This is a genomic window from Geomesophilobacter sediminis, assembly GCF_016458275.1.
GTDB lineage: Bacteria > Desulfobacterota > Desulfuromonadia > Geobacterales > Geobacteraceae > Geomesophilobacter > Geomesophilobacter sediminis.
This window is the reverse complement of sequence record NZ_JAEMHM010000020.1, coordinates 58,996-81,663: the sequence shown is the minus strand read 5'-3', so window position 1 is coordinate 81,663 and position 22,668 is coordinate 58,996. Positions and strand designations below refer to the sequence as shown.

Genomic DNA, 22,668 nt, shown 5'->3' with positions numbered 1-22,668 from the left:
CGCATCACCCCTTTAGCTTTCTGACTACGACATAGCAGTCGCGGTTCACCCCGGTGGGGCCCCAATAGTTGAAGTAGTAGCTCATCTGCGCGTAGCCTCCGACCATCAGGGTGGGCTTCAGCCTGCCGCGGGTGAGGCTGTTGTGCACCCCGCCGCGCTTGCCGGTCCGCTTGGACTTGCGCATCCCTACGGTCCGGTCGGTCGCGTGGTAGAGGATGCAGGCACCGCGCGGAATGCGGGAGGATGCGTTGGCCCGGCAGGTGACCACGCCGTTGGTGTTGTAGACCTCGATCGGGTCGTTGTCTTCGATGCCGGCGCCGGCGGCGTCCTGGTCGTTGATCCAGAGGATGATCCCCCCCCGGTCCAGGGTGAGCATCCGGAGGTTATCGCGGTAGGTGGTGTGGATGCTCCACTTGCCGTGGGGGGTGAGGTAGTTGAGTACCAGCCCGGTCTCGCCATCCTCGATCTCGTCCAGGATCGCCGGGTCGAGTTTCCCCTTGAAGGTCGGGAGGTTCTCGTGGAAGGCAACGTAGTACGGGTGGTCCAGGTAGACCGACTGGCGCCCGGTAAGGGTGCGCCACGGGACGCCGTGTTCCACGTTCAGGACGTACGGGGTGTAGGGGCGGCCGTTGTTGACCAGCCCGCTCCAGATCGGCGAGCTCACCACGCGGCGCGGCTTTTGGACGATGTCCTCCCAATAGATGCGAAAGTCGCGGGAGCCCTGGGCGATGGTTTCCAGCGGCTTGCCGACCCGTTCGCCCAGGTTCTGGTAGGCGCGCTCGGCCAGGGCGCCGTTGGTCTCCGGTGCCAGGGAGAGGATGACGTCGGCCACCACCCGTTCCTCGGCCAGATCGACGTAGCGGGTGCCGCCCCACTCCCGGGTCGGCATCTGCGCCCGAAGCCCCTCGTGCACGTCTCCGGCGTCGTACTTGATGCCGTGGGCGCTCAGGTGGGAGACCTCCGGCCCCAGGGAGAGGAATTGCCGGTACAGGGCGGGGTAGTTCCGCTCCACGACGGTCAGATTCGGCATGGTCTTGCCGGGGACCGGTTCGCACTCCCCGAGCTTCCAGTCGCGGACCTCGCGTTGCGCGATCTCCTCGGGGGTGTCGTGGGCGAGGGGATGCATGACAACGTCCTGCATGGGGGTAGGGAGGTGCTTTTGCGCCAGGGCGCTCACCCGTTCGGCGATCGCGGTGAAGATCTTCCAGTCGGTTCTCGACTCCCAGGCCGGGGGCGTCGCTGCGTCCATGCAGTTGACGAAGGCGTGCAGGTCGGTGGTGTTGAGGTCGCTCTTCTCGTACCAGGTTGCGGTGGGGAGGACGATGTCGGAATAAAGGGCGGAGGTGTCCATGCGGAAGTTGAGGTCCACCAACAGGTCGATCTTGGCGTGCGGCGCCTCTTCGACCCAGCGCACCTCGGAGACCAGCTCCTTCGCCTTCTCGGTGGCGCTCACCGAGCTGTTGGTGGTCCCCAGTACGTGCTTGAGGTAGAACTCGTGCCCCTTGGCCGAGGCCGCTATCGCGTTGCCGCGCCAGATGAACCAAAGCCTGGGGAAGTTGACCGGGTTGTCAGGGTCCTCGCAGGCGAAGCGGATTTTGCCGTTTTTCAACCGCTCCACCAGCCATTTCCGGCAGGCCTCCACCGTGGCGCACCCCTCCTGCTTTGCCGTCTGCATCAGGCGCAACGTCGAGTCGTTAAAGTGCGGGGCGAACGGGAGCCATCCCAGCCGCACCGCCTTGGCATTGAGGTCGGCGATGTGCCCCGGTATTCCCGCTCCCGGCTCCGGCTGGTAATAGTCGCCGATGCCGCGGTCGTAGCGCCACTGGTCGCCGTGCAGGTACCAGTAGTTGGGCGCGCTCTGCAGCCGGCTCGGCTTGACCCAGTCGTAGGCGAAGGCGATCGCGCTCCAGGAGGCGAGGGGGGCGACCTTTTCCTGCCCCACGTAATGGGCGAGCCCGCCGCCGTTGCGCCCCACGCTCCCGGTGAGGATGAGCGAGGTGATCGCCGCGCGGTAGAGGAGGTCCTGGTGGTACCAGTGGTTCACCCCCGAGCCGATGATGATGAGGTTGCGTCCCTGGCTCTCCTCGCCGTTGTTCCCCCACTCGCGGGCGATCCGGATCACGGTTTCGGCGTGGATGCCGGTGAACTTCTCCTGCCACTTGGGGGTGAAGGGGCGATCGACGAAGTAGTCGTCGGGGTACTCCCCGGCGAGGCCGCGCGAGACGCCGAACTGGGCCATGAGGAGGTCGAAGACGGTAGTGACCACCCGGTCGCCGTGCAGCGTCGTCACCCGATGTGTCGGGACCTCGCGGACGGCAGCGGCGCTCCCGCTGAAGGTGAAGCGCACCGGGCGGGTTTCCCCGTCCAGGAAGGTGAGGGCGCAGTCGATGGGCCCTCCGTCGACCAGGTCGACCATGTCCAGATTCCAGTCCCCCTTGCGCTCGCTCCAGCGCGAACCGATGCTCCCCTTGGGGATGCGCACCGCGCCGCTGCGGTCGGCGACGCACAGGACCCAGCCGCCGTTTTCGACCGACGCGCCCCGCTCCAACTCGTCGGCCCGGAGAAACTCTCCGGCCCTCCAGACGCCGTCGGTCTCGGTGAGCTTGACCAGAAAGGGGAGATCCGAGAAACGGGTCACGTAGTCGATGAAAAAAGGGACCTTGCGGTCCTGGTAGAACTCCTTGAGCAGCACGTGGTTGAGTGCCATCCAGAAGGCGCCGTCCTGTCCCGGCTCGACCGGGAGCCAGATATCGGCGAACTTGCTGGCGATGGAGTAGTCGGGGGAAAAGACGGCGACCTTGGCGCCCCGGTAGCGGGCCTCGGTGAGAAAGTGGGCGTCCGGCGAGCGGGTCATCGGGACGTTGGAGCCGGTAACCGCGATGTAGGTGGCGTTGAACCAGTCCGCCGACTCGTGCACGTCGGTCTGCTCGCCCCAGACCTGCGGGGAGGCGGGGGGGAGGTCGCAGTAAAGGTCGTAGAAGCTCAGCATCACCCCCCCCAGAAGAGAGAGAAAGCGGGTCCCGGCTGCGTAGCTGATCATGGACATCGCGGGAATCGGGGTGAAGCCGATGATCCGGTCCGGGCCGTATTTCTTGATCGTGTAGATGGTGGAGGCGGCGATGATCTCGACCACCAGGTCCCAGCTCGCTCGACGAAAGCCCCCCATGCCCCGCCGCTCGGTCCAGGAGGTCCGGGCCTGCGGGTTTTCCACGATGCTCTGCCAGGCCTCCACCGGGTCCTCGATGGTCTTGCGGGCCTCCTGGTAGTGATCCAGGAGCGCGCCCCTGATGTAGGGGTATTTCACCCGCAAGGGGCTGTAGAGGTACCACGAGTAGCTGATGCCGCGGGCGCAGCCGCGCGGCTCGGTGTTGGGAATCGAACTGTCGAACTGCGGATAATCGTAGGCCTGCAGCTCCCAGGCGACGACACCGTCCTTTACGTGGACCATCCAGCTGCAGCTTCCGGTGCAGTTGACCCCGTGGGTGCTCCGCACCACCCGGTCGTACTGCCAGCGGTTGCGGTAGAACTCCTCCCAGTCGCACCTGCCGCCACACTCCTCGTCCTTGAATCGATTCGACATTATCCGATCCTCCTTTTGACCACGAGTGCGATCACGATGAAGAGGGCAAAACAACCGACACCGACGTAGGGATAGACGTTCTCCGCGCGCCCCTTGCCGGTGGAGGCGTCCTGGAAAAGGGCGATCAGGGGGGCTATTTCCTGATCCTTCAGGGGGCGGTTGGCGTAGGCCGTCTTCATGACCGGGAAACTCAGGCTTTGCAGGACGCCGCGTACCCCGCTGTCCCCCATCGTGGCATAGATGCCGGTGAGGTCGGCGGCGAGGGTGCCGCCGTGGACGCCCGGATAGCGGATGGTATGGCAGGAGACGCAGGGGGGGCCGCCGCCGGCGAAGGGAATCCTGCCGGTGAACAGGGCCCGGCCGGTGCCAAGGAGAGCCGGAGTAACGACGACCGGGGGGGCTCCGGCGGACTCGGTTTGGCCGGCCGGCGCGCTGGCGCCGGTGCCCAGAAAGGCGATGATCTTTTCGGCATCGGCGCGGCTTACCCCCAGGTTGGGCATTTCCATACCGAACTTCTTGACCAGCTCCAGCTGGGCCGGATCCTTGGCGGCGGCGAGTTTGTCGGGCGCGGTGATGATCTGCACCAGCCAGTCCGCCGGATGGCGCTCGGTCACCTGCCTCAGGTCGGGGCCGACGCTGTTGCCGCCGCCGATGGTGTGGCAGCTCGCGCAGAGCTTCTGGAAAAGCTCCTTGCCTTCCTCGGCACGGGCCTGGGCCGTGGCAAGAAAAGACAGGAACAGGATGCCGCTTAGCATGACGAAGAGTCTGGGCATGCGGGCCTCCAGCCAAAACAGGATGGGCAAATTGGAAAGGCCTAATTATATACAGAGAGTCGCGGAGGGGAAAGGCAGGGAGAATAGATTTGAGAGAGGGATGGTGAGGCTGAGGGGGATGAATCCGAGCCAGTTAAGCATTGCGTCCACGGGAAGGTCGCATTTTATCACAGAGATGGTGTTCGAAATTGCTGTGGGAGCGCCTTTCCAGGCGCGATCAGCGGTGTCATTCGCGCCAGGAATGGCGCTCCCACCGGGTTGGCGCGAGCCCCGATGGGCAAACTTCATCTCTCGTTGCAAGGGTCGACGGGAAGGGTGCATTTACTCACAGATGTGGTGTCGAAAGTGCCGTGGGAGCGCCTTTTCAGGCGCGATCAGCGGTGGTCGTTCGCGCCAGGAATGGCGCTCCCACCGGGTTGGCGCGAGCCTCCGATGGGGCAACTTCATCTCTCGTTGCAAGGGTCGACGGGAGGGTTGCGCCTGCTCACACCGGTGGTTCTCCTCGTTCCCAAGGTCCACCTTGGGAACGCAGATCCGATGGATAAGCTCCAGCTTCTGGACAGCCGTCGGGTCCGTGCCCCGACTGTTCATTGTTCATTGCCGTCCCGCACCGTCGGCGAGCTCCACGCGGTTGCGGCCGTTTTTCTTCGCCTTGAACAGCGCGTCGTCGGCCGCTTTCCAGAGGACCGCGGCGTCGTCGAAGTCGGCCAGGGTGGCGATCCCGCAGCTGAAGGTGGCGTTGAAGCTCTCTTCGCGCCCGGGAAAGGTGATCGAGGCATAGCTCTTTCTCAACTCGTCCAGCATGGTCATCGCCTGGTCCGCATTGCATCCGGGTAAAACGACGATGAATTCTTCGCCGCCGCAGCGTCCGACGATATCGGTCTTGCGCAGCCGCTGCTGCAACAGGCGGGACAGGGTGATCAGCACGCGGTCCCCGATCGGATGGCCGAAGTCGTCGTTCACTTTCTTGAAATGGTCGATGTCGACCATGGCAATGCTTAATTCCTGGTCCTCACGGTGCGCCATCTGGATCGCCAGGTTCAGCTGCTCCTTGGAGGCGCTGTGGTTGTACAGGCCGGTCATGCTGTCGCGCACCATGAGCGAGCGGATCACCTTCATCCGTTCGGCACGCACCGCGACCGAGGTCACCAGGTGCTGCGGCTTCACCGGCTTGGTCAAAAACTCGTCGCCCCCCATCCGCATGGCATCGAACTGCTTGTCTGCGTTGGTCTCGCTGGAGAGAAACACGATGGGGATGCTGAAATAGGCGTCGATCTGGCGGATCGCCTTGGCAAGCTCCATCCCGTTGAATCCGGGCATGTACATGTCCATCAGGATCAGGTCGGGCTTGAACGAGCTGAGCGGCTCCATCGCCTTGAGCGGATCGCTCAGGGTTTGCGTCTCCATGCCGGCCTGCTGCAGGATGGTCGCGTGGTACTCGGCCAGGGTGACGTCGTCGTCCACGATCAGCACCCGGTTCGGTTCGGGCGTCTCGGTGGTGGTGAGATCGCTGAGGGTGGAGCAAAGGGCGGTGATGTCGATCGGCTTCACGAAATAGGCGCTGGAACCGGCGCGGACCGCGGAGAGCCGGGCCCCGAGGTCGTCGCGCGAGGAAATGAAGACCATCGGGATGTCTTCCTTGAGCTCGTTGCGCAGCTCAGCCATCTCCTCGGTGCCGCCGGTGGGGCGGTTCGGGAAGATGACGTCCATCACGATGGCGTCCGGGCGGTTCTTGGCCGCCTTGCGGAGCTCCTCCGGCTCGGCGAAGGAGACGACCTCATACCCGAAGCACTGGATCTGGGTGGCCAGGCTCATCCTCTGGTAGGGATCGTCCTCGCAGAGGTGGATCAGCTTGCGCTCCCGCCCCTCGCCGTGGTGGGTGGGGACGATCAACTCCGGTGCCTGGAATTCCATCTCCTCGACCGACTCGAGCTCGTCCAGGGACTTTTCCAGCTTGTCGAGCAGCTCCTGCATCTGGCGGTGCCATGCCGAATTGAGTTTGCTCCGGTCGCCCAGCGGCTCTTCCGCGAGCCGTTCGGCGGCAGCCGCCACCGAGGCAACCGAGGGGAGGGCGAAGGAGGCGGTGGCCCCTTTCATGGTATGGATGCGCCGGTGCAGGTCCTCGATCCCCGGCTCTGCCGACGGGTTGGCCATCAGGGCGACGTGGATCTCGCGGATCGCGACGTACTGCTCCGGAAGCTTCTTGATGAAGGACTCCCGGATCTTTTTCAGCTTCATGTTGATGGCCGGTGCGGGCGTGCTCATGTTCGGTCCTTTCAGGCGCGCCCGAGGAGCGCGTCGACGGCAAGCGGGAGTTTTTCCTGAAGGTCTTCGTCCTTGGCTACCACGGCGTCGATGTCCGGATGGGCTGCCCGGAGGGCGTCAGCGTTGCTGCCGGTGAGAAGCACGAAGGGCTGGGTGAAACCCTGGCCGCGCAGTTCGCTGAAAAGCTGCACCCCGTCCATGAACGGCATGTTCAGATCGGATACCACCATGGCGATGGCGGGGTTTTGCGAGATCTTTTCCATGGCGTCGAGGGCTCCCTCGGCGATGGTCGTCTCGTAGCCGGATCCTTCCAGGACCAGGCCGGTCAGCTCAGCGGTAAAAAGGTCATCGTCCACCACGAGGATCGTTGTCGGGGTGTCGCTCATGTATTGGCTCCTTTCATCCGATCAGGGCGCGGACCGTGTCGATCAGGTTCGACTGGTCAAAGGCCCCCTTTACGATGTAGGCATCGGCTCCCACGCTGATGCCCCGTTTTTTGTCTGCTTCTTTTTCCCGCGAGGTCACGATGACGATCGGGACGGTGTGGTAGCGCTCGTCGGCCCGCAGCCGCTCGGTGAGCGAGAAACCGTCCAGGCGCGGCATCTCCACGTCGGTGATGATCAGGTCGTAGCGGTGCTCCCGGGTCTTGCCGAAGCCGTCCTCGCCGTCGAAGGCGGTCTCGACCTGGTAGCCGTTCGCCTCCAGGATGCTCTTTTCCAGCTCGCGGGTGTTGTAGGAGTCGTCCACCACGAGGATGGTGGCGGCGCTGGCGTTTTCCGCCTCGGCCCGGCGGCCGGACGTGGCGACGTTGCGGGCCTGTTTCAAGAGTTCCGGGACGTGGAGCAGGTTGATGATGGCGTTGCGGTCGCCGATGGTGACCCCGGAGACCAGTTTCAGGTTCTGGAGATGGTCGGGGAGGGGCTTGATCACCATTTCCTCGCTCCCCAGCGCCTCGTCGATGATCAGGCCGAGCTTTTCCTCCCCGTCGCGCACGATGACGATCAGGACCTCTTCCGGCTCGGGGCTGGCGGAAAGGCCGACCAGCGGAGCGAGCGGCTCCACCGGAATCAGCTGCTCGCGCAGGCGGATGGCCCGCTTGTTGACCACCTCGATCAGGTCCGCCGCCGGAGCCCGGAGCATCTCCACGATGGAGGTGTTGGGGAGGGCGCAGGTCTTGCCGGCGGCGATCACCTGGAGCACCGGGAAAACGGCGAGGTTGAGCGGCAGCCGCAGCATGAACGAGGTGCCGACCCCCTCGCGGGTGTCCACGAAGATGGTTCCCTTGGACTCGTCGACGATGCTCTTCTTAACGACGTCCATGCCGACCCCGCGGCCGGTCCGGTCGGTGATGATCGCGCTGGTGCTGAACCCGGGGAGGAAGATGAGGTTGATCAGGTCGGCGCGGGGCATCGTGGCGGCGCTCTCCGGGTCGATCAGCCGCTTGGCGAGGGCCTTTTCCCGGATCCGTTCCACCGACATGCCGCTGCCGTCGTCGCTCAAGGTGATGGTGACGCAGCCGCCGTCGTAGCAGGCGGAGAGGGTGACCGTGCCCCGGACCGGCTTGCCGGCAAGGAGCCGGTCCTCGGCGCTTTCGATGCCGTGGTTGATTGCGTTGCTCACCAGGTGGACCAGCGCGTCTCCGATCCGGTCGATGATCTTGCGGTCCAGTTCGGTGTCGCCGCCGGTGACCACCAGGTCGATCTCCCGCCCCGACTCGCGGGCCAAGTCGCGGAAGGTGCGGCGCAGCGGGTCGAAGACCGTGGAGAGCGGGAGCATGCGCATCTTGAGCGAGGTCTCCTGGAGGTCGACCACCAGGTGCTCCTGCATGAGCATGCCCTGCTGCAGGCCGCGGACCGACTCCTGGAGGGTCGCATAGAGCGCTTCTCCGGTCGCCTTGAGCTCGTCGCCGGCCGGGCCGGCCGAACCGAGATGCTCGGCAACCTGCCCGTGGTACCTCCCGCAGGAACGCTCGATTTCCTGGAGACGCTGCAGGTCCTTGGAGAAGCGGCGGTGTTCGGAGACGATTTCCCCCATGAGCTGGATCAGCTCGTCCAGTTTGTTGGCGTTGATCCGCAGGTATTCGGCGCCCTTTTTGACGGCAGGCTGCGGGGTGGCTCCCTCGCCCCCTTCAACCGCGGGGCGGAGTGCGGCGGGATCGTGAACCGCGTCGGCCGTGGCCGGGTCGGTGGCGGCGACCGCGGATGCTGGTGGGGCTGATGCTGCGGGGGGTGGGGCCGGCGGCGGGGGAGCGCTCGGCGTTGCCTCCGCTGCGGGTGGGGCGCCTGCGGGAGCCACCGCATCGGCCAGCAGGGCGCAAAGCTCCTGGGGGGGGACCGGCGCGGTGTTGCCGCCGGAGACCGCGTCGAGCAGGGCGAGCAGGGCGTCGTTGCTGCGGAAAAGGAGGTCGATCCGCGGCTTGTCGAGCGGGGTCTTCCCGTCGCGGGCGGCGTCGAGGAGGTCCTCCATGTGGTGGGCCAGCTCGGTCACGCCCGAGAGCTTCATCATCTTGGCCGATCCCTTCACGGTATGGGCCGCGCGGAATAGGGCGTTGATGGTCTCGGTATGCTCCGGTTCGCTCTCCAGGGCAAGGAGTCCCTCGCTCAGCCGGGAACAGTGTTCCCGCGCCTCCTCGACGAACCGCATCAGGAATTTGGTCGGATCGAATGCCATCGGCTCACCTTCAACACATCATCATTCGTAGGGGCGCAGGCTGCGCCAGTAAATCCTGTTCTCCCTCTCCCCCCGGGAGCGGGGTGGGGTAAGGGCGGTTCCGGGGCGAATCTACTTCGGTCCCTGCATCAGGGTCAGCTTGTGCCGGCAGATGCTGAGAAACTGACCCGGTTCGTAGGACAGCGGAAAGACGGTCAGCTCCTGATCGTCCCCTTTTTCCAAAAGGTTGATCACGGTCTCGAATCCGGCGCGGGCCCGCCCCGCCTCCCCCTTGGCAAAGAGGATTTCGGCGGCGTAGAACTGGGCCAGCCAGCAGGAAGCGTCGCCGTAGAGGGCTTCCCGGAACCGCCGGAACGCCCCCTGGTCGTCGCCGCGGTTGCGGGCGGCGATCCCGAGGATCAGGCTCGCCTGGGCGCAGAGCGGATCCAGGTCCAGGGCGGCCTCGGCAGGGCCTTCGGCTTCGTCGTAGCGTCCGGTCTGCAGCAAAAGACCCGCTTTGAGGACCAGCGGCATGGTCGACGGATTGGCGGCGACCGCCGCCTCGGCCAGCGTCAGCGCCTCGTCGTACTGCATCTGCCGGGCCGCGGCGAGTGCGGCGGCGAACGAGTCGGCGGCCGCGGCCGCGGTGCGGTGCGGCGCTGCCGTCAGGGTCGGACACCCCGGGCGCGGCGGGACCGGAATCCGGCGCCCCAGTTTCGGCTCCGGCCCGGATTGCGGAGGGAGCACCGGCCGGCCGGGAAGGGGGGCTGCCTTGCCTGCCGCGCTGCCGGCCCTGCGCTCGCGCGCTCCGACCTTCTCGCCCGCCTTGGGCTTCCCGGAAAAATAGAACAGGCGGTTTCGCTCCACCAAATGCAGCAGGCCGAGGTCGTGGTGCAGGGTCTCGGAGGCTCCGACGATGAGCGCGCCCTCTTCGGGAAGGAGGTCGGCCAGGCGGCGGAAGATGGCCCGCTGTACCTCGGCGGAAAAGTAGATCGATACGTTGCGGTAGGTGATGAAATCCTGCCGTCCCACCGTGGCCGCTCCCCCTTCGAGGAGATTCACCTGTTCGAACCGGACCATGCGGCGCACTTCCTCGCGCACCCGGTAGCTCTTTCCGGCCGTGGCTTCGAAATAACCCTGGAGGAGCAGGGGATCGGTCCGGCGGAAGGACGGGGCGGCGTAGGTGCCGTGGGTGGCGATGGCCAGGGCCTTGGTGTCGATGTCCGCACCGGTTATCTCGAAGCGCTCGGCAGCGGCACCGAAGCGCTGCCGGAGCAAGATGGCGAGCGAGTACGGTTCCTCGCCGGTGGAGCAGCCGGCGCTCAGGATCCGGACCGGCCCCTCGCCGCAGTTGGCGAGGTACTCCGGAATCAGGACGTCGACCAGCAGGTTGAGGTACTCCGGCTCCCGGAAGAAGTAGGTCTCGTTTACCGTCAAAAGCTCGATGAGGGCCTGCAGCTCCCGTTCTTCCCGGCACAGCAGCGCATAGTATTCATCCGGAGTGGCGATGCCGAAGGCGCTCATTCTTCCGGCGACGACGTTGAAAAGCCGCTCCTGGGCCGCCCCCGGTTCGAACACGATCCCGCAGGTTCTGGTGATCAGCTCGGCGAAGCGGTGTTCGTCCCGCAGTTTTTTGAGAGCTCCGGCTACCATGTCCGCCTCGTTACTTCGCCCCCAGCCGCGCCAGGTAGGGCGCGATCTGGTCCAGGGGGAGGACGGTGTCCACCAGCCCCTGGTCGATGGCCTGCTTGTTCATCCCGTAGATCATGGAACTCGGGCCGTCCTGGGCGAGGGTGATCCCTCCGGTCCCCTTGATGGCGCGCATCCCCTCGACCCCGTCGTCCCCCATGCCGGTCAGGATGACGCCGACCGTCCCGCCGCGATAGGCTTCGGCGACCGAGGCGAGCAGGGTGTTGCAGCTCGGGTGGTAGAGAAAGGACGGGTCGTGCGGGCCGAGCACGATCCGCTCGCCCCGCAGCCGCATGGCATGTTCCGCCGGGTTCAGGTAGACCTGGCCCGGCTTGATCTGCTCGCCGTTGCGCGCGACGCTCACCGGGAATCGGCTGCCGCCGGCCATCCAGTCGGCAAGCCCCTGGGTGAAACCTTCGGCGATGTGCTGGCTGACCAGGATCGGCAGGGCAAAGTCGGCGGGGAGCCCGGAGAGAAGCTGGTAGATGGCCGCCGGCCCTCCGGTCGAGGCCGCGATGGCAACGACGCTCCCGCGCCGCCCCGGGGCCGGAAGGGGCGCCGGGCCGGCCTTGACCCGTACCGCCGCGTGGACCGCCACGTCGACCCGGGCCAGGGTCCGGATGGTGCCCGCCAGCGATGCCCCGGACTCCGGCGTGAGCTCGGGCTTTTCGATGACGTCGAGCGCCCCCTTTGATACGGCGGCAAAGGCGGTCCGGACGCCGGAGAGGGAGGTGATGACCAGGATCGGCACCGGGTGGAGCTCCATGATCCGCTCGATCGCCTCCATGCCCCCCATTACCGGCATCTCGAGGTCCATGGTCACCACGTGCGGCTTCAGGCTCGCGACCATTTCGATCGCTTCCTTGCCGTTGGATGCCTCCCCGACGATCTGGATGTCCGGTTCCGGTTCCAGGAGAAATCGGATCAGCTCGCGGGCCAGCGGACTGTCGTCGACGGTAAGGACCCGTATGGCAGCGGGGGCGTGCGGCATACTAGCCCAGCTCCAAGACGGCCCCGTGCGGTCCGGCCGGGTCCTTTTCGTGCTTGAAGGTCAAAACCAGCGACCGGAGCTGTTCGGAAAGATCGGTCAGTTCGGCCACGATGGCGTGCGATTTGAAGGCGGAGTCGTTGGCGCTTTGGACCCCCTTTTCGATGTCCTTCAGGGCGATGACCACCTGGCTGCTCGCGATCTGCTGCTGCTTGGTGGAAAGGGAGATCTGCCGTGCCGCGCTGGAGGTTTCGTCGACGCTCTCGATCCCCTCCATGAGCATCTCCACGGTGTGGGTCGCGTACTCCTGCCCCTCCTGGATCAGCTGCGAGCTCTTTTCCGAGGACATCACCAGGCGGTTGACCGCGTCGAGGATCTCGGTGATCTTCGACTCGATTTCGCCGGTGGAGGAGACCACGCTGTCGGCCAGGCGCCGGATTTCCACGGCGACCACGCCGAACCGCTTCCCGGCCTCGCCCGCGCTCGCCGCCTCCAGTGCGGCATTGAACGCGATGAGCTTGGTCTGGTTGGCGATGTTGTTGATGATCTCCATGATCTTGTTGATTTCTTTGGACTTCTTGCCGAGCTTGACGATCTCTTCCAGGTTGGTCCTGATGTTGCCGTTCAGATCGACGATCTTCATGGTGAGGGTTTCCACCTCGGCGGCCCCGTGTTTGGTGTCCTCCAGGGACTTGTCGGCCCGGTCCACCACCCCCTGCGAGTGCTGGGCGATCTGGCTGGCGGTGGAGGAGAACTCCTCCATGGTGGAGGAGATTTCCACCACCGAGCTGGAGAGGTGCGAGGTGAAGTCGGTCTGCTGGTTGACCGCGGAGACGATGGTCCCGGCCTGGGCGTGCAGCCGTTCGGTCACCTCGGAAACCAGGTGGATGATGGTGCGCAGGCTGCTGAAGTGCTCGTTGAGCCAGCGTGCCAGCGTCCCGACCTCGTCCTCGGTGGTGACCGGGATGGTGATGGAGAGGTCGTTGTTGAAGTTCTTGATGGTGTTGGAGATGGTCTCCAGGGGACCGGTGATGTAACGCTTCACGATGAAGTGCGCGAAGATCAGCAAAAGAAAGGTGACGGTGAGCGCGAGGACGACGAACTGGGAGACGGTGGAGGAAAGCTCCGCGTCGATCCGGCTTTTCTCCTTGGCGACCTGGGTGTTGATGTCGTCGATGTAGACCCCGGTCCCGGCGATCCACTTGGTGCCGGGGATCGACTTGGCGAAGGAGATCTTCGGCTTCAGGGTCTCGTCACCGGGCATCTTCCACATGTACTCGATGAAGCCTTCCCCCTTGTCCTTGCAGGTCTTGGTGATCTCACGGAGGATGTAGACCCCGTTCGGGTCCTTGAGATCGCTTTGGTCCTTTCCTTCCAGGCGCGGGTCGGGGTGGACGACCATGACGTTATTGAAGTCGTTGATCCAGATGTAGCCGTGTTCGCCGTAGCGTGCCGCCGCGAGCACCGCCCGGGCCTGCTGGAACGGCGACTTCTGCACGATCTTGATCGCCATCTCCACGTACCCCTGGATCTGGTGCTTGCGTTCGGAAAGGAGCACCTCGCGGTAGGCGGCGATCCGCTCGTTGCCGCGGGAGACGATGTTCCGGATGGTGACGATGGAAATCACGGTGGTTATCGTCACCACGGAAAGAATGACCAGTCCAAGTACCTTCCAGCGCAGGGTAAATTTCATCCTTCCCTCCTAGTTGCACACCTATTCCCGTGAGCCAGTCGCTCCAGGTCGACCAGCAGGATCATGATTCCATTGCGGGGAATGACTCCCCAAAGGCCGTTTTCCAGGGCCCGGCCGGCGACCAGGGGCGGAAACGGCTGAATATCGCCGATGGGGACTTCCACGATGTCCTCCATGGCGTCGACGACGATCCGAAACGGTGCCGCCGCGTCCGAGCGGAGCGTGAGCACCGTCGGGGCGCCGTACTGCGCAGGCTCCACCGACTCCATCCCGATTTCCTCGTGAAACCAGTGCAGCTCGGCCCGGTCCGGTTCCTCGGCCAGGTCCCGCATCCGCGCGATCTGCTCCAGGTCGGCGGCAAAAGAGACACCGGCTGCCTGGAACAGGAGCAGGTTCAAAAAGGGGAGGTCGGAAAGGGCGGCAGTCATAGCGCGATCTTGGCCGCCAGTTTTTCCAGGTCCAGGAGGTTGATCAGCTGCCCCTGGTGCTCGATCTCCCCGAGGACCAGGTCCCGCACCGCGCCCGAGAGGGTGGCAAGGGGCGGGTTGATGGCGCTTACCGGGATGTCGGTGACGTCATCGATCTCGTCGACCAGGATCCCGGAGCGAAAACCGTTCTTCACCGCCATGGCCACCATCGGGGCGGCGGGGGAGGAATGGGGAGTATCGAGAAAATGGGCCAAGTCGAGCACCGACTCGATGTCGCCCCGCAGGTTGATCAGGCCGGGAAGGTAGGAGGGGAGGCCGGGGACCCAGGAGATGACACCGGCGGGAAGAATTTCGCGGATGTCGCTGCCGTAAAAGGCGTAACGTTTGCCGCCGCAGAGAAAGACGACGATCTTCACCGTCTCCAGCTCGACGTCGACGATCTGCTCCGCCTGGCGGGTCTGCTTGACGATCTCGAGCATCCGATCGCTCTTCAGTTGTGGTGCGTCATCGTCCATTCTGCCGCTCCGCATTTACCGTGGAATTGGGTGTGAAAGAGACCTGCTGGCGGCCGGCAATCCAGGTGCCGATCGCCACGTCCCTGAACCAGTGCAGGTTGAGCCAGAAAAACGTAGGGCTTTTGGCTAGTTAATCGGGCGATGGACCGGGAAACTTTAGAACAATTTTTTAAAAATGTTAAAAGTTGAGATCCCTCGGCAGTATCGGGATAAGCCGTCTGATTTCCGGCAATTAACTTTCCCGTCCTATTGTGATTCGTCACCTTCTCTTCGACGAGATGTAACACGAATGACATAAAGGAAGGGTACAAAGGCCCCAACGTTTAATGAGGAGAGAGGGCACGGTGCAGAGCTACACAGCGCAGGAGCAGGATGAGATATTTTTTGCCGGCCAGTTGATTGTCTCGGCGGACCAGGTTTCCCCGGCGACCAAGGTTGCCGAGGTTGACGAACGGTTTTCGCGGTCGACGGAACTGGAGGCGATGGCGATTGTCGATGGAGACCGACCGGTCGGTCTGATCACGAGGACCAAGCTCTTATTCCTGCTGTCGCGCCGGTTCGGCTACGAGCTCCATTCCCGGCACGCCATCATTAGCATCGCCGACCAGGCTCCCCTGGTCGTCTTCGAGGACGAACTGCTCGACGCGGTGATCGAGAAGGCCTGCGCCAGGCCCCCCCAGGACATCTACGACGAGATCATCGTGGCCCGGGAGGACGGGTCCTTCCTCGGGTTGCTGTCGCTCAAGGAACTGGTGATCCAGCAGAGCATCGCGCTCACCAGAAACGTGGTTCTCAAAGAGGTCGCCACCGCGCGCAGCCAGGAACTTGAGCGGGTGAACCAGGTAAAGTCGCAGTTTCTCGCGACCGTGACCCATGAACTCCGCTCTCCGGTTAACGCCATCATCGGCTTGGTGCACCTGCTGAAGATGGCCGCTGACCAGGGCTCGATGGAGCAGATCCAGGAACGTCTCGGTTTTCTGCTCACCACCGCCACCAACCTGCGCACCGTGATCACCAACATCCTCGATCTCTCCAAGATCGAAGCGGGCAAGATGGAAGTGGCCCAACAAGAGGTCGACCTCGGGGCACTTCTCAACGAAATCGCGGAAACGACCCGCGTTTTGGTGCGGGATAAGGACGTGGCCGTGGTGGTCACCGCTCCCGGGGAGGATGTGGTTGCCGTTACCGACCCGATCAAGCTGCGTCAGATCGTCACGAACCTTGCCAGCAATGCCGCGAAGTTCACCGAGCAGGGGCGGGTGGAACTGCGCCTGATTCCAGAAGCGGCGGGGCGGACCATCGAGGTCGCCGACACCGGGATCGGCATCAAGGAAGAGGACCTTCGGCTTCTCTTCACCGCGTTCAGCCAGGTCGAGGACGCCGCCACCAAAAGTCATGAAGGAACCGGTCTCGGTCTGGCCATCAGCAAGAACCTGGCACAGCTCATTGGCGGCTCGATTTCCGTATCCAGTGTTTACGGCACGGGAACCACCTTCCGGCTGACCTTGCCCAGATAGGCACTACCATTCCAAAGGAGATGATCTACATGCAGAGCAAGAAAAAGGTTTTGGTGATTGACGATGAGGAAATGCACCTCTACACGGCAAAGGGGCTGTTGGAGAGCGACCGGATCGAGGTTGTCACCTACCGCGGATCTTTTGGCGCGACTAACGCGGTTCGGGCGGCCCGTCCGGACCTGATCCTGCTCGATGTCAACATGCCTGCCCTGTCGGGGGAGAATCTGGTCAGCCTGCTCAAGCCGCTCTGCTCGGAACTGGGAACGCCGATCATCTTTTATTCCTCCAACGACGAGACCAGCCTGCAGGAGTTAGTGCGTGATCACGAGGTGCAGGGGTACGTATGCAAGGGGGATGTCATAGGGCTGCAGGGGAGGGTGAATGACATTCTGTTCTCCCGGCAGCTCACTTCGGCGGCTTGAGCGGCAGGTTCCCGCTCCCCTGTGAGTGCAGCTCCGCGGCAACCCGGCTAACCAGGTTGCCGCGGCAAAGCCCTTCCTGCTCCTGCAGCTCCGACTTCCCCGTCCGCAGTACTTCCCCTTCAAACCGTCAATCTTAAAATCTCTTGATTCAGGCTGGAAACACCATTATCCTGTCGGCACTTCCTGATAAAGCAAAAGGAACGCGACGATGCGCCCTGTCATGCTCATTGGCCTGTTTTTCCTCCTCGCGGCCGCTCCCCAAGGTGGCTGCCACCTGAGTTTTCCCGACCAGGCCCGGCTGGAACCGCCGAAGCTGTCAGCCAGCTTTGGTTCCGATGCCTCGGAAAACAGCCTCCCGGGGATGGGGTGCCTGCTCCTGACGTAGGGATTTGCGATCAAGTCCGGCCCTCACCCCACCCCTCTCCCGGAGGGAGTGGGAGCCAGGGAAACTGCTCATTGCTCATTGTTTAAGGGGTGTTCTCATGGCTAAAACCGCCACTGCACGTCACATTCTCGTTTCTTCCAAGGAGGAGTGCGAGAAGCTCAAATCCGAAATCGAAGCCGGTGCCGACTTTGCCGATGTCGCCCGCCTCAATTCGTCCTGCCCTTCGCGCATGCGCGGCGGTGACCTCGGCGCCTTTTTCCAGGGTCAGATGGTGAAGGAGTTCGACGACGTGGTCTTCTCGGCCGAACTCAACAAGGTCCACGGCCCGGTGCAAACCGAGTTCGGTTATCACCTGATCGAGATCACCAAGCGCTGGTAGCTTCATCCCGCCGTTGTATTTGCTCATTGGTGCTTGGACGTTGTCTCATTGACTCCTTGGCTTATTGTTCATTGTTCATTGTCGTGTGCCCGGTCCCAATCCCATCCAGACAGGAGAACGACCATTGCCATTTGACGCAAGCACCATACGCAATATCGGTATCATCTCCCACATCGACGCCGGCAAGACGACCGTCTCGGAACGGATACTCTTTTATAGCGGCGAAACCTACAAGATGGGGGAGGTCCACGACGGCCAGGCGGTCATGGACTGGATGCCGCAGGAACAGGAGCGGGGCATCACCATCACGGCAACCGCCACCAGTTGCCGCTGGAAGGACTGCCGACTCAACCTGATCGACACCCCGGGACACATCGACTTCACCATCGAGGTCGAGCGGAGCGTGCGAATCCTGGATGGCGCGATGGCGATCTTCAGCGCGGTCGAGGGGGTCCAGCCCCAAAGTGAACTGGTCTGGCGCCAGGCCGACCGGTACGGAGTTCCGCGGGTCTGCTTCATCAACAAGATGGACCGGGTCGGCGCCGACTACCGGCAGGCCCTGCGGCAGATGGCCGAGCGGCTCAAGGCGCGTCCCGTCCTGCTCCAGCTTCCGGTGGGGGAGGAGTCGGGCTTCGACGGGGTCATCGACCTTTTGACCGAGGAGATGGTCCACTTCGAGGAGAGCGATCTGGGCCGGACCATCGTGCGCGGACCGGTCCCGCCGGCATTCGATGCGCAGGTCCGCGAGGCGCGCTTGCAGGTGACCGAGGCCGCCGGCGATTTCGACGACGACGTCGCCGCCGATTTCCTCGATGGACGCCCGGTCTCAGCCGATCGGCTCCGCCAGGCGCTGCGGCGCGGGACCCTTTCCTGCCAGATCTTCCCGGTGCTCCTCGGCTCCGCCTTGCGCAACAAGGGAGTCCAGCCGGTGCTGGATGCCGTCTGCGACTACCTACCTTCCCCACCCGAGGTAACTCCCCCCCGAGGGTACCATCCGACCACCGGTGCCGAGGAGACGCTGAGCTGCGATCCTGCCGCACCGTTGCGCGCCCTTGCCTTCAAGGTGATGGTCGAGGGGGGGCGGCGGCTGGTCTTTTTCCGTGTCTACAGCGGGAAACTCACCACGGGCACCCAGCTGCTCAACAGCAGCCGCCGTCAGCCGGAACGGATCAAGCACCTCTTCCACATGCATTCCCACCGCCGGGAGGAGGTTACCGAGGCGTTTGCCGGGGACATCGTGGCGGCGTCCGGATGCCAAGTGACCCTGACCGGCGACACCATCTGCGACCAGGAACATCCGGTCGTGCTCGAAGGGATGGCCGTTCCGGAGCCGGTGGTGTCGATTGCCGTCGAGGCGAAAGGGGCCGAGGACCGGGAACACCTCCTGGCGACCCTGGAGCATTTCCAACTCGAGGACCCGACCTTCCGAGTGCATGAGGACCAGGAGACCGGGCAGACCATCCTCACCGGGATGGGCGAGCTGCACCTGGAGATCATCGTGGACCGGTTGCGGCGCGAATATGGAGTTCAGGTGAAGACGGGACGCCCGCGGGTGGTCTACCGCGAAACGCTGCGCAAAGAGGTGGTGCGGCACGAGTTCTTCCAGCGCGAGGGGGAACGGAAGCTGGAAACGGCCGAAGTCGTGGTGCGGGTGGTCCCGCTGCAGCGCGGCAGCGGGGTGCGGATCCTCGTTCCGGAGGCGCAGCCTCCCTTGACCGAGGATCTGGTCGCCGCCTTGGAACAGAGTCTCCAGCAGGGGTGCCAGTCCGGTTGCCAGACCGGCTATCCTTTGACCGATACCGAAGTGCAGATCCTGGAGGTACCGCTGAAGCCGGGGGCGCCGCCGCCGGGCGAGGCGGTGCTGAGCGCGGCGGCGCGGCGGGGGATGACCCTGGCGGCGCGCGAGGCGCAGCCGTTGCTTCTGGAGCCGATCATGTCCTTGGAGCTGGAACTGCCGACGGAAAGCCTGGGGAAGGTTCTGGGATCGCTGCAGCAAAAGCGGGGCCGGGTGGAGGGGCTGGACAAGCGGGGGGAGATCCAGGTGGTGCGCGCCGTGGTGCCCCTGGCCCAGATGTTCGGCTACATGACCGACCTGCGCAGCGCCACCAAGGGTCGGGGGAGCTATACCATGGAGTTTCGCGGTTTCGAGGAGGCTCCGGCCGAGGTCCAGGAGGAGTTTGGACTCGGTAGGCATTGAGCTCTGAGCAATGAGCACGTGACAAACGAAAAGGCCTCGGGAGTTTCTTCCCGGGGCCTTTTTACTTCCTGGATATTCCTCGTTCCCAAGGTCCACCCTCCGATGCTGGTGTCGGCGAATTCCCTGGAGCGACATTCTTGTCGCGATCAATATCTCTTCTCCATCGCCCCTTCAAATGCACACGGTTGCCTGCCCTGTAGGAGCGCCTTTCCAGGCGCGATTAGCGGCATTGGAAGGTACCGCCTGCGGCGGATCGCGCCAGGAATGGCGCTCCCACAGGAAAGGCCGCTTCCGTCCGTTATACAAGGAGCGGCATTCCTGCCGCGATCAGCAAGGTCAATCGCGACAAGAATCTCGCTCGTACCGGAAAGGGGGGCGCACCCACCGGGTTGGCGCATTCGGTGAAGAAGCTTGGGCATCTTGTCTGCGCGGTGGCGTCCTCCGCCCCCTGGCGGGCGCTTCTCCTACGGGGCCGGTCCCCGGCTCACCTGGGCAAACCCTGCCGGCCGCAACCACTTCTGGAACGCCTTCTGTACCTCGAGAGCCTTGATTTCTGCGTACCGCTTCGCCGCGTGCACCGCCTCGTCCAGGGGGAGATCCAACTGGGAAAAATGGAGCAGTTCCTCGGCAATCCCCCGCGTGCTTACCTGGGACAACAAGATCTGCCGCAAAAGCAGGGTCTTCGACTGCATCAGCTCCGGTTCGCTTACCGGTTTGCGCTGCATCTGCTCGATATCCCTCTCGATAACCACCCGTGCCTTTCCTACATTGGCCGGCTCGCACCCGTAATAGACGCCCAGTGTGGTGCGGGTCTTGCCGGCATTGAGCATCGCTTCCACCGTATAGACCAGCCCGGTCCTCTCGCGCAGGTCCTGATAGAGCCGCGTGGCGTAGAACCCGCCGCTCAGCACGTGAAGTCCGACCTGCAACGGGTAGTAGTCGGGATGGGAACGGGTCAGTCCCAGGGTTTCCTCCAGGAGCACTTCGTCTTGAATCCGGCTTTGGTCCGGAACCGCGGACGCCGAGGGGGCATTGGCCGGAACGCTCTGGAGATCGGTTGGGGGCTTGGGCCCTTCCCCGTGCCAGTTTCCGAAGTGCTTCAGGATCAGCTGCCGGGTTTCTTCCGGGGTTATCGCGCCGATTGCGACGATGGTGGTCAGATCGGGACGGAAGACCGTGCGGTGGTAGTTCCTTACGTCGTCGAGGGTCAGCGCCGAGACGCTTTCCGGGGTAGGTTCCCGCAGCGACGGGTCTTTTTTCGGGTACAGCGCTTCATGCATCGCATACTCTGCCAGCCACCCGGCGCTTTGCCGCCGGCCGGCCACGGCTTCAGCAGTCTGCCCGCGCACGATGGCGAAGGCGTCGGCGGGGAGGGCAGGGTGGATCAGGTTTTCCGCCAAAAGCTCCACCCCCCGGTCCAAGTGCGGCTTGAGTACCTTGAGCCCGAAATTGTCTCCGACTTCCATGGACGCCGCGATGTCGTCGAGTGCCGCCTCGAACTTGAGCCGGTCCAGATTCCTGGTGCCGTAGGCAAAGAGACTGCCCAAAACTTCGTCCACCCCTTCCTGGCCCGGTGGAGTTTCCAGGTCCGGTTCGGTCTTAACCATGCCATACAGGCTTACCGTATTGCCGTTTCGGATCGGAACCACGATGAGTCGCAGCCCGTTGGGGAGGGTGAACTGGGCCGGTTTTTCCCGGTGGGGTGCACCGGGGAGGGCCTGGGTGAGTTTCCGGGCCCAGGGCGGCAAGTCGGTGCTCTCCACCGATTCCGGAGTGAAGGATTCCTTGCTGCGCGGCGACGGCTTGGCGGCCACCGGCTTGCCGGACGGGTGTGGCGTGAGGATGGCGGTGATCGCGGTTTCGTTCTCCAGGTAGCGGCGGGCTACCCGGTTTACATCCGCTGCGGTCACCTGCTTGATCGCTTCGATATCGTCCTGGGGCGACTTGCGCCCCTCGACCGCCACCGCCTGGGTCCAGGCGTCCGCCAGTTCCTCGATGGAGTTTTTCTGGAACTCCAGGTCGGCGATTTCATGGCGCTTGGCCGCCTCCACCAATTCCGGGGGCACGCCCTTTTCGGCGTATTCCTTCAGCACCTGTTTCAGGGCGGCGATCAGGCCGGGGCCGGCACCTTCCTTGGAGTAGGCCGCCATAGCATATCCCAGCGCCGCCTTGGGAAGCGGCATGCTCTCGAAATCGGCGGAAAGCGCCTTTCCCGCCGGAACCAGGGCGAACAGGTTGCCGCGCTTGCTCGACAAGACGTCGGACAGAACCTCGCCGGCCGCATAATCCGGGCTGTCGAAACCGGGCAACCGGTACGCCACCACGGCGACGCCGTAAGGGAGGTCGGATTCCATGGTGAAGTGCTCCCCCCGGAGGGGGCGGAACTGGAAGGAGGGGCGCGCCGGGAGTTTTCGGGGCGCGATCGGCTCGAAGTGCTTTTTGGCCAGGGCGAGGGCCGCTTTCGGATCGACGTCGCCGACGATGATCAGGACGGCGTTGTTCGGTGCGTACCAGGTGCGATGGAAGTCCCGCAGCATCGATGCGCTGGTCTTCTCGAAGGAGGGACGGGTGCCGAGGGCGTCCTGGGCGTAAGGTGAGCCGGTGAAGGCGGCCTCCAGAAGCTTCACGCTGAGGAGATACTGCGGGTCGGAGAGATCCTGCTCCACTTCCTGGATGATGGCCCCGCGCTCCTGGTCCCAGCCGGCGGGACTGTCCAGGACGGCACGCATCCGGGAGGCTTCCAGCCGCAGCACCGCCTCTAAATCCTCGGCTGCAACCGTAGAGACGTACCGGGTCAGCATCTGTTGCGTGTCCGCGTTGAACTGTCCTCCCATGGCGGCGATGATGGCGGACATCTGCGCCGGGGTGAGGTCGGGGGTGCCGCGGAACATCATGTGCTCCTGGGCATGGGCCATCCCCGGGAAGCCCGGCGGGGCTTCATCCGAGCCGACCAGGTAATCGAGCTGGGTGGAGACGGCATGCGCCAGGGTGTTACGCACCACGACCACCCGGAGCCCGTTCTTGAGGGTGGCGGCCAACGGTTCGGCTGGGGAGGCGGAAGCGGTCCGGGCCCCCAGCAAACAGGCAAACATGAGCAATAGGAACGGAAAAATGGCGGTTTTCATGGGTGGGTTCCTTCCAGGTCGGGAGTTCGGCTCGGTCTTGAGCCGCATCGGCTTATTGTACTC

Annotated in this window: 16 protein-coding genes; 5 read left to right on the top strand and 11 right to left on the bottom strand. The window is 64.1% G+C overall.

The window, feature by feature from the left end:
* Window positions 1-4 precede the first annotated feature (4 nt).
* The 10 genes from JFN93_RS20740 to JFN93_RS20695 form a co-directional block, all read right to left on the bottom strand.
* The gene (locus JFN93_RS20740) at window positions 5-3,580 is read right to left on the bottom strand and encodes a nitrate reductase subunit alpha (protein ID WP_199386056.1); all 3,576 of its coding nucleotides are present in this window, start codon (window positions 3,578-3,580) and stop codon (window positions 5-7) included.
* Window positions 3,580-4,353 (bottom strand): c-type cytochrome, encoded by a 774-nt coding sequence (locus JFN93_RS20735; RefSeq protein WP_199386055.1) that lies wholly within the window; start codon window positions 4,351-4,353, stop codon window positions 3,580-3,582. Before JFN93_RS20735 ends, JFN93_RS20740 begins: the two co-directional genes overlap by 1 nt.
* 594 nt (window positions 4,354-4,947) lie before the next feature.
* Window positions 4,948-6,618, bottom strand: a complete 1,671-nt coding sequence (locus tag JFN93_RS20730) for a GGDEF domain-containing response regulator (RefSeq protein WP_199386054.1) — start codon at window positions 6,616-6,618, stop codon at window positions 4,948-4,950.
* Between the two features lie 11 nt (window positions 6,619-6,629).
* A complete protein-coding gene (locus JFN93_RS20725) occupies window positions 6,630-7,004 on the bottom strand; it encodes a response regulator (protein WP_199386053.1) in 375 nt (124 codons plus the stop codon).
* Window positions 7,005-7,017: 13 nt separating this feature from the next.
* The gene (locus JFN93_RS20720) at window positions 7,018-9,288 is read right to left on the bottom strand and encodes a hybrid sensor histidine kinase/response regulator (protein ID WP_199386052.1); all 2,271 of its coding nucleotides are present in this window, start codon (window positions 9,286-9,288) and stop codon (window positions 7,018-7,020) included.
* Between the two features lie 111 nt (window positions 9,289-9,399).
* On the bottom strand, window positions 9,400-10,920 hold the full coding sequence (locus JFN93_RS20715) for a CheR family methyltransferase (RefSeq protein ID WP_199386051.1): 1,521 nt from the start codon (window positions 10,918-10,920) through the stop codon (window positions 9,400-9,402).
* 10 nt (window positions 10,921-10,930) lie between these two features.
* Window positions 10,931-11,947, bottom strand: coding sequence for a chemotaxis-specific protein-glutamate methyltransferase CheB (gene cheB, locus JFN93_RS20710; protein WP_199386050.1), 1,017 nt, complete (start codon window positions 11,945-11,947; stop codon window positions 10,931-10,933).
* Window position 11,948: 1 nt separating this feature from the next.
* Window positions 11,949-13,637: a methyl-accepting chemotaxis protein gene (locus JFN93_RS20705; RefSeq protein WP_199386049.1), complete on the bottom strand. Its 1,689-nt coding sequence runs from the start codon at window positions 13,635-13,637 to the stop codon at window positions 11,949-11,951.
* Window positions 13,634-14,065, bottom strand: coding sequence for a CheW domain-containing protein (locus tag JFN93_RS20700; protein WP_199386048.1), 432 nt, complete (start codon window positions 14,063-14,065; stop codon window positions 13,634-13,636). Before JFN93_RS20700 ends, JFN93_RS20705 begins: the two co-directional genes overlap by 4 nt.
* Window positions 14,062-14,580: a chemotaxis protein CheW gene (locus JFN93_RS20695; RefSeq protein WP_199386047.1), complete on the bottom strand. Its 519-nt coding sequence runs from the start codon at window positions 14,578-14,580 to the stop codon at window positions 14,062-14,064. Before JFN93_RS20695 ends, JFN93_RS20700 begins: the two co-directional genes overlap by 4 nt.
* Before the next feature lie 344 nt (window positions 14,581-14,924).
* On the opposite strand from JFN93_RS20695, the gene JFN93_RS20690 reads away from it, so the two are divergent.
* The 5 genes from JFN93_RS20690 to fusA all read left to right on the top strand — a co-directional run bounded on the left by JFN93_RS20690 (window position 14,925) and on the right by fusA (window position 19,480).
* Entirely contained in the window at window positions 14,925-16,097 is a 1,173-nt protein-coding gene (locus tag JFN93_RS20690) for a sensor histidine kinase (protein ID WP_199386046.1), read from the top strand.
* Between the two features lie 29 nt (window positions 16,098-16,126).
* Complete coding sequence (locus tag JFN93_RS20685; RefSeq protein WP_199386045.1) at window positions 16,127-16,519, top strand: response regulator; 393 nt, start codon at window positions 16,127-16,129, stop codon at window positions 16,517-16,519.
* A gap of 208 nt (window positions 16,520-16,727) precedes the next feature.
* Window positions 16,728-16,904, top strand: coding sequence for a hypothetical protein (locus JFN93_RS20680; RefSeq protein WP_199386044.1), 177 nt, complete (start codon window positions 16,728-16,730; stop codon window positions 16,902-16,904).
* 97 nt (window positions 16,905-17,001) lie between these two features.
* On the top strand, window positions 17,002-17,283 hold the full coding sequence (locus tag JFN93_RS20675) for a peptidylprolyl isomerase (RefSeq protein WP_199386043.1): 282 nt from the start codon (window positions 17,002-17,004) through the stop codon (window positions 17,281-17,283).
* A gap of 124 nt (window positions 17,284-17,407) precedes the next feature.
* Entirely contained in the window at window positions 17,408-19,480 is a 2,073-nt protein-coding gene (gene fusA / locus JFN93_RS20670) for an elongation factor G (RefSeq protein WP_199386042.1), read from the top strand.
* A 464-nt stretch (window positions 19,481-19,944) separates the two neighbouring features.
* Here fusA and JFN93_RS20665 read toward each other — a convergent pair whose 3' ends face one another.
* On the bottom strand, window positions 19,945-22,605 hold the full coding sequence (locus JFN93_RS20665) for a M16 family metallopeptidase (RefSeq protein ID WP_199386041.1): 2,661 nt from the start codon (window positions 22,603-22,605) through the stop codon (window positions 19,945-19,947).
* Window positions 22,606-22,668 lie beyond the last annotated feature (63 nt).

Coding starts and splice junctions, on each gene's coding strand:
- JFN93_RS20740 (WP_199386056.1), bottom strand. CDS start 3,580: ATGTCGAATCGATTCAAGGACGAGGAGTGTGGCGGCAGGTGCGACTGG.
- JFN93_RS20735 (WP_199386055.1), bottom strand. CDS start 4,353: ATGCCCAGACTCTTCGTCATGCTAAGCGGCATCCTGTTCCTGTCTTTT.
- JFN93_RS20730 (WP_199386054.1), bottom strand. CDS start 6,618: ATGAGCACGCCCGCACCGGCCATCAACATGAAGCTGAAAAAGATCCGG.
- JFN93_RS20725 (WP_199386053.1), bottom strand. CDS start 7,004: ATGAGCGACACCCCGACAACGATCCTCGTGGTGGACGATGACCTTTTT.
- JFN93_RS20720 (WP_199386052.1), bottom strand. CDS start 9,288: ATGGCATTCGATCCGACCAAATTCCTGATGCGGTTCGTCGAGGAGGCG.
- JFN93_RS20715 (WP_199386051.1), bottom strand. CDS start 10,920: ATGGTAGCCGGAGCTCTCAAAAAACTGCGGGACGAACACCGCTTCGCC.
- cheB (WP_199386050.1), bottom strand. CDS start 11,947: ATGCCGCACGCCCCCGCTGCCATACGGGTCCTTACCGTCGACGACAGT.
- JFN93_RS20705 (WP_199386049.1), bottom strand. CDS start 13,637: ATGAAATTTACCCTGCGCTGGAAGGTACTTGGACTGGTCATTCTTTCC.
- JFN93_RS20700 (WP_199386048.1), bottom strand. CDS start 14,065: ATGACTGCCGCCCTTTCCGACCTCCCCTTTTTGAACCTGCTCCTGTTC.
- JFN93_RS20695 (WP_199386047.1), bottom strand. CDS start 14,580: ATGGACGATGACGCACCACAACTGAAGAGCGATCGGATGCTCGAGATC.
- JFN93_RS20685 (WP_199386045.1), top strand. CDS start 16,127: ATGCAGAGCAAGAAAAAGGTTTTGGTGATTGACGATGAGGAAATGCAC.
- JFN93_RS20680 (WP_199386044.1), top strand. CDS start 16,728: ATGCGCCCTGTCATGCTCATTGGCCTGTTTTTCCTCCTCGCGGCCGCT.
- JFN93_RS20675 (WP_199386043.1), top strand. CDS start 17,002: ATGGCTAAAACCGCCACTGCACGTCACATTCTCGTTTCTTCCAAGGAG.
- JFN93_RS20665 (WP_199386041.1), bottom strand. CDS start 22,605: ATGAAAACCGCCATTTTTCCGTTCCTATTGCTCATGTTTGCCTGTTTG.